Origin of the sequence: Nocardiopsis sp. CNS-639 (assembly GCF_000381685.1) — a bacterium.
Taxonomy (GTDB): Bacteria; Actinomycetota; Actinomycetes; order Streptosporangiales; family Streptosporangiaceae; genus Nocardiopsis; species Nocardiopsis dassonvillei.
Window position 1 is genome coordinate 1 of record NZ_KB906876.1, and the last position, 14,613, is coordinate 14,613.

Annotated in this window: 11 protein-coding genes; 8 read left to right on the forward strand and 3 right to left on the reverse strand. The window is 72.9% G+C overall.

Annotation, left to right across the window (positions count from 1 at the left end):
- Positions 1-325 (forward strand): transposase (locus G011_RS0125100; RefSeq protein WP_019610386.1); only part of this gene is annotated, 325 nt, incomplete at its 5' end.
- Between the two features lie 221 nt (positions 326-546).
- On the opposite strand, the gene G011_RS0125105 is transcribed toward G011_RS0125100, so the two are convergent.
- The 3 genes from G011_RS0125105 to G011_RS0125115 all read right to left on the reverse strand — a co-directional run bounded on the left by G011_RS0125105 (position 547) and on the right by G011_RS0125115 (position 3,390).
- Positions 547-1,608 (reverse strand): aminotransferase class I/II-fold pyridoxal phosphate-dependent enzyme, encoded by a 1,062-nt coding sequence (locus tag G011_RS0125105; protein ID WP_019610869.1) that lies wholly within the window; start codon positions 1,606-1,608, stop codon positions 547-549.
- The gene (locus tag G011_RS0125110; protein ID WP_231391587.1) at positions 1,605-2,849 is read right to left on the reverse strand and encodes a hypothetical protein; all 1,245 of its coding nucleotides are present in this window, start codon (positions 2,847-2,849) and stop codon (positions 1,605-1,607) included. Before G011_RS0125110 ends, G011_RS0125105 begins: the two co-directional genes overlap by 4 nt.
- A gap of 85 nt (positions 2,850-2,934) precedes the next feature.
- Positions 2,935-3,390 carry a hypothetical protein gene (locus G011_RS0125115; protein ID WP_019610871.1) on the reverse strand — a complete coding sequence of 152 codons (456 nt, stop codon included), beginning with the start codon at positions 3,388-3,390 and terminating at the stop codon, positions 2,935-2,937.
- A gap of 919 nt (positions 3,391-4,309) precedes the next feature.
- Between G011_RS0125115 and G011_RS0125125 the strand changes: the two genes are divergently transcribed.
- The 7 genes from G011_RS0125125 (at position 4,310) to G011_RS0125155 (ending at position 14,612) form a co-directional block, all read left to right on the forward strand.
- Entirely contained in the window at positions 4,310-5,800 is a 1,491-nt protein-coding gene (locus tag G011_RS0125125; protein ID WP_019610873.1) for an ABC transporter substrate-binding protein, read from the forward strand.
- A complete protein-coding gene (locus G011_RS0125130; protein ID WP_019610874.1) occupies positions 5,800-7,629 on the forward strand; it encodes an ABC transporter permease subunit in 1,830 nt (609 codons plus the stop codon). Before G011_RS0125125 ends, G011_RS0125130 begins: the two co-directional genes overlap by 1 nt.
- A gap of 154 nt (positions 7,630-7,783) precedes the next feature.
- Positions 7,784-8,821: an ABC transporter ATP-binding protein gene (locus G011_RS0125135; protein ID WP_019610875.1), complete on the forward strand. Its 1,038-nt coding sequence runs from the start codon at positions 7,784-7,786 to the stop codon at positions 8,819-8,821.
- The gene (locus G011_RS0125140) at positions 8,818-9,636 is read left to right on the forward strand and encodes an ATP-binding cassette domain-containing protein (RefSeq protein WP_019610876.1); all 819 of its coding nucleotides are present in this window, start codon (positions 8,818-8,820) and stop codon (positions 9,634-9,636) included. Before G011_RS0125135 ends, G011_RS0125140 begins: the two co-directional genes overlap by 4 nt.
- Positions 9,637-9,887: 251 nt before the next feature.
- Entirely contained in the window at positions 9,888-11,087 is a 1,200-nt protein-coding gene (locus G011_RS0125145) for an MFS transporter (protein WP_231391588.1), read from the forward strand.
- A gap of 841 nt (positions 11,088-11,928) precedes the next feature.
- On the forward strand, positions 11,929-13,242 hold the full coding sequence (locus tag G011_RS0125150; RefSeq protein WP_026338645.1) for an ABC transporter substrate-binding protein: 1,314 nt from the start codon (positions 11,929-11,931) through the stop codon (positions 13,240-13,242).
- Between the two features lie 224 nt (positions 13,243-13,466).
- Positions 13,467-14,612, forward strand: a complete 1,146-nt coding sequence (locus G011_RS0125155) for an L-talarate/galactarate dehydratase (protein WP_013152100.1) — start codon at positions 13,467-13,469, stop codon at positions 14,610-14,612.
- Position 14,613 lies beyond the last annotated feature (1 nt).

The window sequence follows — 14,613 nt, forward strand, 5'->3', positions numbered from 1 at the left end:
GACCTTCTACGAAGGTGAACAGGTCGTGCTGGTCTGGGACGGGCTTTCCGCGCACTGGAGCCGGGCCATGCGTACCTGGGTCGCTGAGCAGGACTGGCTGACTCTGGAACGGCTGCCCGCCTATGCCCCCGAACTCAACCCCGTGGAGATGCTGTGGTCAGCGATCAAGACCCGGGAGTTGGCCAACGTGGCCGGTGACCACCTGGCCGATGTCGCCGACGCGGCGGAGCAAGGCATCAACCGTGTCTGCGAAGAGGACCGACTCCCATGGGCCTTCCTGGCTCACACCGGGCTGGAGATCCACCCTCCAACCCCACACAACTAACGAAAAACTCAGTAGCCGCCGGACCGGAAAGGTCGCCGGTGCGAACCAGGAGGCCCTCCTTCGCGGTGGTCTTGTACCTCCAGCGCGCCTCGGACGCCCGACCTCGCTACAGGTACGAGACCACCGCGGTCCGGAGCCGGTTGGCGAACCGTTCCGGCCGCGGCGCCGGGCAGCTGTCGGCGCCGCCCCGCCGCCCGGCGGGGTGCCGACGCGGACGGTGCTTACGGAAGTCCGCCGGGAAGCCGTCCGCGTACCCGGCTCTGGAGCAAGGAGGAAAGAAGCTCCAGGTTGTGCGCGGTGGACGTGAACCTGATCAGGCGGTTCCGCTCGAACACCTTCGCCCTGAGTCCCCCCTCCCGGACGACACCGGCCAGTACGTCCCACCACACACCGTCCATGGAAGCGGTGACGAAGTTGGTGTTCTGGTCGGAGACGACCGTGATTCCATCCGTCTGCTCCAACACGCCCGCGATGGCACCGGTGATACCGAGCACCCGGTGAGCTCTGTCCTGGCTCTCCGCCAGGAAGGAGGACTCGCCGATGGCATGGCACACGCCCAGCTGGAACAGGTCCAGCGGAAAGTCCGGCTGTAGTTTCCGTAGCTGCCCGAGGACCTCGGGGTCGGCCGCCATCGCACCGATCCTGACCCCGGCCAACGAGTGCGATTTGGACAGGCTCAGGCACTGGACGACGTTCGGGTGCTCGTACCGCAGAAAGGCTTCCGCCCCGGGGTGGAAGAGCGCGTACGTCAGGTCCAGGATCACCAGACCGATACTCGTGTCGGCCAGACGGTCCAGTTCCGGGACCGTCCAGAGGGGGCCGACCGGGTTCCCCGGCGAACCCAGCACCACCGCCCGCGCACTCCGGTCCGGCAGGGTGCTCACGTGTCGGACGAGTTCGGAGGGCGCGGTCCGCGCGTCGTAGGTGTGGTGGTCCGCCCCGAAGGTGCGCAGAACGCGGGCATAGCCGGGATAGGAGGGGACCGGCACGTGGAGCGCCATGCCGCGGTGGTGTGCGTGGAGGAAGGCGCACCGCAGTGCCTCGGTGCAGCCGGAGGTGAGGGAGAGGCGTCCGGGAGCCACACCGAGCGCGTCGGCCAGGTGTTCCGAGGCGTTGACCGGTATGCGCTCCGGATAGCGGTTCCACGGTTCCTCGACGAGGACGCGGACGACCCGTTCCTTGAAACGCGTGTCCGCGTCCAGATCCGACTCGGTCAGGTCCACCCCGGGCACGGGCGGATCCGAGAAGCGCGTGCCCGCGGGCGGCCCGGTTGCCTCCGTCAACGCGCTGCCTCCGTCCGTAACACGAAACGCCTGGCCGTGTACACCGTGTACAGGGCGAATCCGGCGCGGGCCGTGACCAGGACCAGCCACAGGGACAGCAGGTTCAGGAGTCCGGCCAGGGCCAACAGCGCGATCACCGGCAGAGCGGTGCACCACAGCAGGACGACGAGGCCGCGCACGGTGGCGTGGGGTGCGACGACGACCTTGAGCACCGACGACAGGAAACCCGCCCAGGGTTCCAGCAGCAGTTGGACGCCCACCAGTCGCACACCCCAGAGCACCAGGGGCTCCTGTTCCAGGCCCAGCAGTCCGGCGATCGGGCCGGGAGCGGCCAGGAACAGCAGCGCGACCGGCCACAGCACAAGAGCCATGGACGCGGTGAACAGGCGCAGCCGGCGCGTGGGGTCCTCGGGAACGCCTTCGGCGGTGCGCAGGAGTCGGCCCGCCACCATGCCGTAGGGCTTGAGCGGTACCACCAGTGTGCGGACGACCGTGATGAAGGCGACGGTGGCGGCGGCCTGGGCCACCGGCAGGGAGGTGGCGATCTGCGCGACCAGAGCGAAGGTCACCACCAGCACGAGGACGTCGAACGATCCCGAGAAGGAGCCCGGAACGGAGCGCATCACGTGCGCCGAGAACATCCTCCGGGCGCCGGTGCGCACCGCCCTGACGGCGGCGGTCCTCGCCCGTGGCTCAGTGCGCAGCACGGTGCGGACGAGCGTCGCGAGGTCGATCAGGGAGCAGCCCGCGCCGATCACCACCAGCGCGACCACCGGCGGCGGCTGCCACAGGAACACCGCGGCGGCGAGTACCGCGTAACCGGCGAAGTTCTCCGCGCTCGTGCGCAGGCGCACGCCCTCCTGGCCGGTGACCACCAGGATCCCCCCGGCGGCGTACATCAGGGGAGCGATGAACACGGACGGAAGGCAGGCGAGGTAGTAGGCGGCGAACAGGGCGGGTGAGTGCTGGAAGAAGAGGGCGCCGCCTCCCGCCACGAGGGCGGCCGCGGAGAGGAACACGGAGCCGGCCAGCACCACGGCGGCGAGGGCGGCCGGTTTCTCCGTGTCCCGCAGGAGCGTTTCCCCGCGCAGGCGGGCGACCACGAGGATCTGGTAGGCCGTGCCCAGGGACATGACCACCAGCAGAAGGGAGAGCGTGCTCCCGTAGGACGCCGGGACTTCGGGACCGTAGGCGCTCAGAGCGGAGAAGAAGACCAGGACCCTGGCTCCGGGGAGGAACATGGCCAGGGCCATCTTCGTGCCACGCGACAGGAAGTCCCGTGTGGCTCTGCCTTTTCCCTTGACGGGTTTTGCTGGCATGTGTTTTTCAGCGTTCCAGGTTGTTGATCTGCTCCAGAGTCAGGTTGAACTCCTGTTGGAGGAACTGCACGACTGCCCAGTCCTTCGCGGTCTCCGGGGTGAACTCGCCGAAAGTCTCCAGGTAGTCAGGAACCCATTCCAGGAACTGGGAAACGGCTTTGTGCTTCCCGATGCGCTCTCCGTATTCGGCGAACCCGACGCTCTGGTGGTGGATGTAACGCTTTCCGGGAAGCGATTCGCAGAGGTCCATGTAGAACTTCGTCTGTACGATCATCTCGTGCCAGACCTCATCCGCCTCGCGGGTGAGCGGGATGAACCGCCCCTTGTTCACCGAGACGATGTGGAGGAACTTCAGGCACTCGTCGATCTGCCGGTGAACCTCTTCCCGGCTGCGGTCCTCGAAGTGCTCGACCACCAGTTCTCGGTACTCGTCCGGTATGTTGACCAGGGTTGCTGTACTCACAGGGCTACTCCTCGGTGCGGGGGGCGGGGCGGGCCCGGAGGAGTGTCCGCGCCCGCCCCGGTTCGTCGATCTAGTAGATCTCGGCGCAGCAGGACTGGGCGTACTCCTCGAGCTTCTCGGCGAGCTCGTTGTCGATCTTGTCCTTCAGCTCTTCGAGCGACATGCGGTCTTCCTCTCGCTGTTGAATCGGGTCGTGGTCGGCAGGTGGGCGCGCTCTGCGCCCAGAGAAGTCCACTGGCTTGGCTGGACAGGAACCTCTCTCCGTTCCAGTGGAATTTATCCCTGGCTCCATCGGATTTTGACGGGGGTCGAGGAGTTCCTGAAACGTATCGTGAGATTAGCATGGCTTTCTGTGTTCGAGTCAAGGGGTGATTGTTCCGTGGAACGCTTGCCGGATGGATCGAAAGCGCTGGACAGGAAGCCGGCGAGTTCGCGGAACGGTGCGGGGGTGGCCGGTTCCGGCCATTTCCATGAGCGGGTGCGCGGTGGCGGGGAAATCGAGCGGTTCCGCCCTTGCCTGAATGCGCGGACGGGTGCGGTCCTCACGGTCGTCGGGGCGTCCGATCCGGTCGGCGGCGGAGGAGGGCCTCCCGAGCGGCCGACCGCCGGGGCCGGGGCCGGCGAGACGCACGGGGAGTGGCGGGCCTCACTTCCCCGCGTGGCGTGGGCCTCTCGTGCGGGCCCGGGCCGCCCATGACCCCGGCGGCCGAGACCCCTGGGACAAACCGGGTATCCCCTTCCACGCCGGGCTTCCGCGCCCCCCAGTGCGGCGGCCCGGCGCGCCCCCGCGTCCCGCTTCGTCCCTGTTGGGCGGGGTGTGGGGGATCAATAATGAAAACGGTTGTCATATGCTGCTCTGGTCCGCTGAGGCGTCCGCGCGCCGCGGCGGCCTCCCCGCCCCCGACCCGGAAGAACCGCCGTGCACCTGCGCAAGATCCCTCCCGGCGCCTGCCTGGCCGCCGCCTCCGCCCTCCTGCTGACCGCCTGCCTCCCCTCCGGCGGCGACACCGCCGCCTCCGAGGAGGACGGGCGCATCGCGGTGGCGATGCTGCTGCCGCCGAGGTCGGCCCTCTCGCCGCTCACCGACGACGCCTTCAAGCTCTCGCGCTGGAGCACCGCCGAGACCCTCGTCGTCCTGGACGAGGTCGGCGACCCCCAGCCCGGCCTGGCCACCGACTGGACCCAGGTGGACGACACCACCTGGACCTTCACCATCCGCGACGGGGTGACCTTCCACGACGGCACGGAGCTGACCGCCGACGTGGCCGCCCACTCCCTGGAGTACGCCGCGCAGGCCTCGCCCAAGCCGCGCATCCTCGACGGCGTCGAACTCGGGGTCGAGGCCGAGGGCGACACGGTCACCGTCACCACCGCCGAGGCCGACCCGCTCGTCCCCCAGCGCCTGTCCTCGCCGCAGCTGTCGATCCTGGCCGAGAGCGCCTACGAGGGCGACACGGTCAGCCCGGTCGGCACCGGCTCGGGCCCCTTCGAACTGGTCGAGGTCAACGGCACCACCTCCGCGAGCCTGGACCGCTACGACGGCTACTGGGGTGAGGCCGCCCTGGCCCCGGGCATCGACGTCAGCTTCGTGCCCGACGGCACCGCCCGCGCCGCCGCCCTGCGCACCGGCGAGGCCGACATCGTCGAGGCCGTGCCCACGTCCCAGGCCGCCCTGCTGGACCCGGAACTCATCACCGAGGTCCCGATGCCGCGCACCAACACCCTCTACCTCAACACCCAGGACGGGCCCTTCACCGACCCCGGCCTGCGCGCCGCAGCCCGCGAGGCCATCGACCGCCCGACGCTGGTGGACGGCGTCTACGAGGGGCGCGCGGACGTGGCCGAGGGACTGCTGGGCCCCGCGCTGCCCTGGGCCGCCGACCGCCCCGAACGCCCGGAGGCCACCGGGGCCGCCGACCCCGACGGCGCCGCCATCACCCTGGCCACCTTCACCGACCGCCCCGAGCTGCCCGAGGTGGCCACCGTCCTGGAGCAGCAGCTGGAGGAGGCCGGGTTCGAGGTCGAACAAGTCGTGCGCGAGTACGCCAACATCGAGGAGGACGCCCTCAACGGCGAGTTCGACGCGTTCATCCTCTCCCGCGCCACCGTCCTGGACTCCGGCGACCCGGTCGCCTACATGACGAGCGACTTCTCCTGCGACGGCTCCTTCAACATCGCCCAGCTGTGCGACGAGGAGGTGGACGCGGCCCTGGAGGAGGCCGAGCGCACCCCCGCGGGCGACGAGCGGCGCGCCGCGATCCTGGAGGCCGAGGCAGCCGTCCTGGCCACCGACGCCGCCATCCCCATGCTGCACGAACGCGTCATCCAGGGCGACGCCGCCAACGTCGTGGACTCGGCCAAGGACCCGCGCGAGCGCCTGCTCGTCACCCCGCGGACCCGGCTGAACTGATGGACGCCGCCGCTCCCGACCGCACCGGCGCCCGCGGGACCGGGTGGCTCCTGCCCCTGGTCTCGCGCGTCGCCGCCCTGGTCCTGGTCACGGTCGTCGTCGGGCTCCTGCCCTGGCTGTCCGGACGCGACCCCGCCCTGTCGGTGCTGCGCGCCCGCTCGGCCGAGCAGGCGCCCACGCCCGAGGTGCTCGACGCCATCCGCGAGGACCTCGGCCTGGCCGACGGTCCCGCGGTGACCCTCGCCCGCTGGTTCGGCGGCGTACTCCAGGGCGACCTGGGCCGGTCCTGGGTCTCCGACGCGCCCGTGCTGCCCTCGGTCGTCTCGGCCATGGGCGTGTCCCTGACGGTCATGGGCGCCGCGCTCGCCGTCGCCCTGCTCGTCGCGGCCGTGCTGTGCGCCCCCACGCTGGTGCGCGGGGCGCGCGGCACCCTGCGCCCGGGCGGGTCGGGCAGCGGGGCCGCCGCCGCGATGCTCACGGCCCTGCCCGAGTTCCTCGTCGCCGTCCTGCTCATGGTCGCCCTCTCGGTGTGGCTGGGTTGGCTGCCGCCCTACGGCTGGCAGGAGCCGGTGAACCTCGTGCTCCCGGCGCTGGCGCTGGGCCTGCCCGCGGGAGGACTGCTGGGACGGCTGCTCGACGACGCGCTGCCCGCCGTCCTCACCGAGCGCTGGGTGGGGCTGTGGACGGCCTCGGGCTGCTCCCCGGCCGCCGTCGCCGCCGCGGCACTGCGCCGGGCCACCCCCGCCCTCATCCCCCAGTTCGCCATGGTCGTCGTCGGCCTGACCGGCGGCGCCGTCGCGGTGGAGACGGTCTTCGCCGTCCCCGGGATCGGCCGCACCGCCCTGGGCGCCGCCCAGTCCCAGGACCTGCCGCTGCTCCAGGGCGCCGTGCTCGGCCTCGTGCTGCTCGGCACCGCGGCCGGGGTCGCCGCCCAGGCCGCCCGTCGCCTCCTGCTGGGCCCCGGCCTGAACGACGCGGCCCTGACCCTGCCCCCGCCGCCCACCGCCCCCGCGGGGGCCGTGCGCCGCTCGGTGCCCGCGGTGTGCGCGGCGCTGATCCTGGCGGTGTGCCTGTGGGGCCTGACCCGCGACGCCATGACCGTCGAGGTGGCCCAGCGCCTCGCCGCCCCCTCCTGGGACCACCCCCTGGGCACCGACGCGGTCGGCCGCGACGTCCTGGCCCGGCTCGGGCACGGCGCCCTGGCCACCGTGGGCACCGCGGCGCTGGTGTGCCTGGCCAGCCTGGCCGCGGCCCTGCTGATCGGGTTCGTTCCCGCGCTGTCGGCGGGCGCCTCGGAGATGGCCAACGCCCTGCCCCCGGTGATCGCCGGAATCCTGGTGGCCGCCATCGCCGGCCCCGGCCCCCTCGGCGCCGCCGTGGCCGTGGCCCTGGTCTCCTGGCCCCCGCTGGCCGCGCACACCTCCGCGCTGGTCCAGGAGACGCGCGCGGCCGCCTACCTGACCGCGCAGCGGGCCCTGGGCGCCGACGCCCGCTGGATCCTGGTCCGGCACGTGCTGCCCGCGGTCCTGGGGCCGGTGGCCCGCCACGCCGTGCTGCGCCTGCCGGGCATCGCGCTGGCCATCGCCTCGCTCGGCTTCCTCGGCCTGGGCTCGCAGCCGCCCTCGGCGGAGTGGGGCCTGAGCCTGTCGGAGTCCCTGGCCTACGTGGAGCGCGCGCCCCTGGCCGCGCTGGCCCCGGCCGCCATGCTCCTGCTGCTGGCCGCGTTCGCCGTCTCCTCGTCCACGCTTCCCCAGGGCTCGTGGACACTCCCGTGGCGCCGGGGTTCCCGTCCGGCCGCGACCGCACCGTCCCCAGGAGCCCTGACGTGACCTGCGAAGAAGGCGGGCTCCTCCCCGCGGGCCGCGCGGGCGCGGCGGTCGTCTGCCCGTCCCGGACGCGCGGCCGCGTCCGCCGCCCCGCCGCGCGGGGCCCGTTCCCCCTCTTCCCCGGCCCGAAGGCCGAACTCTCCCCGGAAGGACGCAGATGAGCGACGAGGCCCTGCTGTCGGTCCGCGACCTGCGGGTCACCCTGCCCGGGCGGCGAGGGGGCGGGGCCCGCGCCGTGCGCGGGCTCTCCTTCGACGTGCGCCCCGGCGAGGTGCTCGCGCTCGTGGGGGAGTCCGGGGCCGGGAAGTCGGTCACCGCCCGCGCCGTCCTGGGCATGGCGCCCTACGGCGCCTCCGTCACCGGAAGCGTCCGCCTGGACGGGCAGGAGCTGGTCGGCGCACCACCCGCCGTCCTGCGGCCCCTGCGCGGTCGGCGGATGTCCCTGGTGCCCCAGGACGCGCTCGCCGTGCTCAGCCCCGTGCACACCGTGGGCGCCCAGCTCGTACGCGCCCTGCGCTCCGTGCGTCGGATGAGCCGGGCCGCGGCGTGGGAGCGGGCGGTGGCCGCGCTGGACCGGGTCGGCATCCCCGACGCCGCCCGACGCGCGCACGCCTACCCGCACGAGTTCTCCGGCGGCATGCGCCAGCGGGCGGTCATCGCGATGGCCACGGTCAACGAACCCGCCCTGGTCTTCGCCGACGAGCCCACGACCGCCCTCGACCCCAGGATGCAGGCCCGGACGCTGGAACTGCTGTGCGGGCTGCGGGAGCGGACCGGCACCGCGGTCGTCCTGGTCACCCACGACCTGGGCGTCGTCGGCGGCTACGCCGACCGGGTGGTGGTCGTCTACGCCGGACGCCACGTCGAGTCGGGCCCGGTGGGGCCGGTCCTGACCCGGCCGCGCGCCCCCTACACCGCCGGCCTGGTCGCCGCGCTGCCCCGGCCCGGGACCGGGGACCGCCGCCTGCCCGCCATCGCCGGAACGCCCCCCTCACCGGAGGCGCTGCCCGGCGGCTGCGTCTTCGCGCCCCGCTGCCCGCTGGCGGAGGATCGGTGCCACGCCGAGGAGCCCTCACCCGCGGTAGCCGGGGAGTCGGGCAGGCTGGTCTCGTGCCACCGCTGGCAGGACCTGCCCGACCCGGCTTCCTCCCTGTTCACGGACACCGCGCACACACCACGGGAAAGGACGACATGACCACCCCACCGCTGCTGAGCGTGCGCGACCTGGTGGTGCGCTACCCGGGCCGCACCCGGCGGGCCGCCCCGGTCACGGCCGTCGACGGGATCTCCTTCGACGTCGGCGCGGGGGAGACGCTCGCCCTGGTCGGGGAGTCGGGGTGCGGCAAGTCCAGCACCGCCGCGGCCGTGATCGGGCTGCGCCGCCCCCAGGGCGGGACGGTGCTCTTCGAGGGCCGGGAGCTGACCGCCATGGGCGAGAGGGAGCTGCGCGCCCTGCGCCCCGCGATCCAGCCGGTGTTCCAGGACCCCTACGGCTCGCTCAGCCCGCGCCTGCGCGTGCGCGACGCCGTCGCCGAACCCCTGCGCATCCACGGCCGCTGGGACCGCGCGACCGGTCCCGCCCGGGTGGCCGAACTCCTGGAGAAGGTCGGACTGGACCCCGCGCACGGCGACCGGCTGCCGCACGAGCTCTCCGGCGGGCAGTGCCAGCGGGTGGGGATCGCCCGCGCGCTGGCCTGCGAGCCGCGCCTGCTGGTCCTGGACGAACCGGTGTCGGCCCTGGACTCCTCCGTGCGCGCCGGGGTGCTCAACCTGCTCACCGGTCTCCAGGACGAACTGGGACTGGGCTACCTGTTCATCTGCCACGACCTGGCGCTCGTCGGGCACGTCGCGCACCGCGCGGCGGTCATGCGCGCGGGACGGCTGGTGGAGACCGGCCCCGCCCATCGGGTGTGCTCCGACCCCGCCGACCCCTACACCCGCGAACTGGTGGAGGCCGTCCCGGCCCTCCCCGGCGCCTCCGGGGACCGGCCGCTGCCGAGCGCCCCGTGAGTCCGGCACGGCAGCCCCGCAGGAACGGACACGGGAGCAAGAGCGGGCACGGGAGCGGAAGCGGGCACGGGAACAAGAACGGGGGCGGGGACGAGATCGGGAACGGGAGCAGGGCCGGAACCGGGAGCGAGTCCGGGAACAGGGCCGGGAACAGGGCCGGGAGCGGGGTCGGGGACAGGGCTGGGAGCGGAAACGGGAGCGGGAACGTCCTGTCCCGGACCACCGCCCGCGGGGCCGCGGCGCTGCGCGACGTGTGCGGACTGCCCGCGCTGCCCCTGCTGCTGATCGGCTCGCAGTTCGCGTTCAACGTCGGCTTCTTCGCGGTCCTGCCCTACCTCGCCGACCACCTCGGCGGCGCTCTGGGCCTGGCCGGGTGGCTGGTCGGCCTCGTGCTGGGCCTGCGCACGTTCAGCCAGCAGGGTCTGTTCGTGGTGGGCGGCACGCTCACCGACCGGTTCGGTGCGCGCCCGGTGGTGCTGGCGGGCTGCGCGCTGCGCGTGGCCGGGTTCTGCTGGCTCGGCTTCGCGCAGGGCACCGCGTCGGTCATCGCCTCGGTACTGCTCATCGGTTTCGCCGCCGCGCTGTTCTCCCCGGCCGTGGAGACCGAGATCGTGCGCCAGGCAGTGCGGCACGAGCGGAGGACCGGTGAACCCCGCACCCGGATGCTCGCCCTGTTCTCCGTCGCGGGGCAGGCGGGAACCCTCGTCGGACCGCCGCTGGGCGCCCTGCTGCTGCTCGGCGGCTTCCGCGCCGCCTGCCTGGCCGGGGCCGCGGTCTTCGCCGCCGTGCTGGCCGGGCACCTGCGGCTGATGCCCCGCACCGCGCCGGGCGCGCCCGCAACAGCCGACCGGGGGACGCCGCGCCTGCGGGAGGGACTGCGGCTGCTGCTGGGCAACCGCCGGTTCCTGGCGCTGAGCCTGGCCTACAGCGGCTACCTGCTGGCCTACAACCAGCTCTACCTGGCCCTGCCGGCGGAGGTGGAGCGGGCGACCGGCTCCCAGACGGCGCTGGGCTGGCTGCTGGCCTGGGCGTCGCTGCTCTACATCGTCACGCAGATGCCGATGCTGCGCTGGGCCTCCGCCCGCCTGACGCGGCGCGCGACGCTGGTGTGGGGGCTGGTGCTGATCTGCCTGGGCTTCGCCGGGGCCGCCGCGTCGATGCCGGTCGGCGCGCTGGGCGGGCTCGTGCCCTCCGCGGTGTTCGTCACCGCGCTGACCCTGGGCCAGGTGCTCATCGTGCCCACGGTGCGGGCCTGGATCCCCGACCTGGTCGAGGACCGCCACCTGGGCCTGTTCACGGGCGCGCTGTCCTCGCTGTCGGGGCTGGTGGTGCTCCTGGGCAGTGTGCCCGCGGGGGCGCTGCTGGACCTGGGCGGGCCGCTGCCCTGGCTCCTGCTCGCCCTGGTGCCCCTCGCCGGAGCGGTGCTGGCCCCCGGCCGGGGCCGCCCCTGAACAAGGCACGGCCCCCGGTCCGCCGTGCCGACGGGCGCCCCGGAGCAGGGCGCCGGTCGGTACCGCCCTCACCACGGCGCGGTGTCGCACACGGGTCCACTGCGGGTCGCCCCACCCCACCGGCGCGGCCCGCCATGAGCGGGCGTGCCCACCGACGCGGGTGAGGGCTTTCGCCCCATGGACTTTCGCTGCGCACCAGGGAAGGGTAAGCGCTTTCCGGTATGGAGGCAAGGACGGAGGAATGGGAGGCCGTCCTGGTGCACATGGTGCGCATGGTGCGCGGTGCTCGGCGGTGCATGGTGCCCAACGGCACGCGAAGTCGGCGGTGCATGGTGTCCGGCTGTGTCCTGCGCCCAGTGGCATGCGGAGTCGGCGGTGCTCGGCGGCATGCGGACTCGGCAGTGCGCGTCGTCCCCCTTCCAGCGACCGTGCTGCCAGCGCCACCGTGGGCTCCGAAAGCATTGCTGGCAGCGAGAACACGCGTGGTGGCGGGCGCGTGGCGCGGAACCGGGGGTGCGCGGCGGGCCCGTGGAGGGGCGCGGAGAGCATGCGGCGGCGGGCCTGTGCGGTGCCGGGCGCGGCCGAAGGGGGCGCCGATGCGGCGGGGTGGTCCACCAGGCGGTCCATGGATGTGAACCATTGACACCCATGTGAACGCGGTGCTAGAAACTGAACATCATAGTCCTTGGATAGCGCTTACCAGACCACTTCGAGCCGTTTCTCCCCTGTGTTCCCACGCACACGTCCGTGTCCGCGTCCCCCCGGACGGCCGGGCGCGGACGCCCCCACCGAAGCCACAGCCGTCACCGGCGCGAGCCGGAAGCCGAAGGGAAACACCACCATGCGCGTACCCCCGGGCCGAGTGCGCCGACACGGCCGCCGCGGCACCGCCCTGTCCGCGACCGCCGCGGCCGCGGCGACGGTCCTGCTCGCCTCCGCCTGCTCGGGCTCCGACGACGGCACCGTCGAGCTGCGCTTCTCCTGGTGGGGCTCCAACGAGCGCCAGGCCACCATGCTCCAGGTCATCGAGAACTTCGAGGCGGACAACCCCGACATCCGGATCACGGCGGAGACCACCGACTGGTCCGCCTACTGGGACCGCCTGGCCACCACCACCGCGGCCAACGACTCCCCGGACGTCCTCATGCAGGAGGAGCGCTACCTGCGCGAGTACGCCGACCGCGGCGCCCTGCTCGACCTGAGCGAGGCCGAGGGCTTGGACCTGTCGCTGATCGACCCGCTGGTCGCCGAGAGCGGCCAGCTGGACGGGCAGACCTTCGGCGCGGCCAGCGGCGTCAACGCCTACTCCATCCACGCCGACCCCGAGGCCTTCGCCGCCGCGGGGGTGGAGATGCCCGACGACGACACCTGGACCTGGGCGGACTACGTGGAGATCGCCGGGCAGATCAGCGAGGGCACCGGCGGCGAGATCGCCGGCGCCCAGAGCATGAGCTACAACGAGGCCGGTTTCCAGGTCTTCGCCCGCCAGCACGGGGAGGCGCTCTACAACGAGGACGGCAGCCTCGGCTTCTCCCAGGAGACCCTGGAGGCCTGGTACGAGATCACCCAGGACCTGCTGGAGAACGGCGGCCAGCCCAGCGCGGCCCGGAGCGTGGAGATCCAGGCGGGCGGCATCGACCAGTCGGTCGTGGCCACCGGCGAGGGCGCCATGGCGCACTTCTGGAGCAACCAGCTCGGCAACGTGGTCGAGGCCTCCGGGCGCGAGATCCAGCTCCTGCGCTACCCCGGCGAGACCGAGTTCGACCGGACCGGCCTGTTCTTCAAACCGGCCATGTTCTACTCGATCTCCGCGGGCTCCGAGCACCCCGCGGAGGCGGCCCGCTTCGTCGACTACATGCTCAACGACCCGGCGGCGTCCGAGCTGCTCCTGGCCGACCTGGGCCTGCCCGCCAACACCGAGGTCCGCGAGGCCATCCTCGACGACCTGCCCGAGTCCGACGCCCGGATGGCCGAGTTCATGAGCGAGATCGAGGGCACGATCGTGGACGGCAACCCGCCCGCGCCGATCGGCGCCGGTCAGGTCGTGGACATCAGCAGCCGCGTCAGCGACGGGCTCGCCTTCGGCGACCTCACCCCGGCCGAGGCCGCCGAACAGTTCATGACCGAGGTCGAGGCGGCCATCGAGACCTCCTGAGCCGCCCGGCGCGGCCTCCGGTGCGGGCGGGCGCCGCGCCGGACGCCGTCCGGGGGCGACAGGCCACCGGCCGCGGGCGCGGCTCCGCCACGGTGGATACCCCGCCGTTCCCGTACACCCGGGTATCCGCGCACACGAGCACACGGCACCGCCCCGGCGGACGTTCGCCGTTCCCGCGCACGCACACACCCGCACACGAGCACGAGCACGAGAAAAGGACGTCCATGACCCCGCACGCCGGAGCGGCCACGCAGGACCGCATCACCAGCGTCACGATCTCCTCGGTCACCCTTCCCCTCAACACGCCCATCAGCGACGCCAAGGTCCTCACCGGGCGCCAGCGGCCGATGACCGAGGTCGCGATGCTCTTCGCCGAGATCACCACCGAGGCCGGGCACGAGGGCGTCGGGTTCGGCTACTCCAAGCGGGCGGGCGGCCCGGGGCAGTTCGCCCACGCCCGGGAGGTGGCCTCCGTCCTGCTGGGGGAGGACCCCAGCGACACGGGCAAGATCTGGGACAAGCTCGTCTGGGCGGGCGCCTCGGTGGGCCGCAGCGGGCTGGCCACCCAGGCGATCGCGCCCTTCGACATCGCCCTGTGGGACCTCAAGGCCAAGCGGGCGGGCCTGCCGCTGGCCAAGCTCCTCGGCAGCTACCGCGACTCGGTGCGCTGCTACAACACCTCGGGCGGCTTCCTCCACGCCCCCGTCGAGGAGGTCATGGAGAGGTCGGCCGCGGCGGTGGCCGACGGTATCGGCGGCATCAAGCTCAAGGTCGGCCACCCCGACAGCGCCACGGACCTGGCCCGGGTCGCGGCGGTGCGCGAACACCTGGGCGACGGCGTGCCGCTGATGGTGGACGCCAACCAGCAGTGGTCGCGGGCCGACGCCCAGCGCATGTGCCGGGCCTTCGAGGAGTTCGGGCTGGTCTGGATCGAGGAGCCGCTGGACGCCTACGACTTCGAGGGGCACGGGCGCCTGGCCGCGACCTTCGACACCTCCATCGCCACCGGGGAGATGCTCACCAGCGTCGCCGAGCACGCCGAGCTGATCCGCCACGGGGGCGCGGACATCATCCAGCCCGACGCGCCCCGGATCGGCGGCATCACGCAGTTCCTCCAGGTCATGGCGATGGCCGACCGGCGCCACCTCCAGCTGGCCCCGCACTTCGCGATGGAGGTCCACATCCACCTGGCCGCCGCCTACCGGCACGAGCCGTGGGTGGAGCACTTCGAGTGGCTCGACCCCCTCTTCAACGAGCACCTGGAGATCTCGGGCGGGCGCATGCACCTCTCCGACCGGCCCGGCCTGGGAGTGACCCTGAGCGACCAGGCGCGCGCGTGGACGGTCGACACCCACCGGGTCAAGGCCTGAC

What these genes read in the sequence shown, in the direction of transcription:
- G011_RS0125110 (WP_231391587.1), bottom strand. Translation starts at nt 2,849, where the DNA reads ATGTTCCTCCCCGGAGCCAGGGTCCTGGTCTTCTTCTCCGCTCTGAGC.
- G011_RS0125130 (WP_019610874.1), top strand. Translation starts at nt 5,800, where the DNA reads ATGGACGCCGCCGCTCCCGACCGCACCGGCGCCCGCGGGACCGGGTGG.
- G011_RS0125135 (WP_019610875.1), top strand. Translation starts at nt 7,784, where the DNA reads ATGAGCGACGAGGCCCTGCTGTCGGTCCGCGACCTGCGGGTCACCCTG.
- G011_RS0125140 (WP_019610876.1), top strand. Translation starts at nt 8,818, where the DNA reads ATGACCACCCCACCGCTGCTGAGCGTGCGCGACCTGGTGGTGCGCTAC.
- G011_RS0125150 (WP_026338645.1), top strand. Translation starts at nt 11,929, where the DNA reads ATGCGCGTACCCCCGGGCCGAGTGCGCCGACACGGCCGCCGCGGCACC.
- G011_RS0125155 (WP_013152100.1), top strand. Translation starts at nt 13,467, where the DNA reads ATGACCCCGCACGCCGGAGCGGCCACGCAGGACCGCATCACCAGCGTC.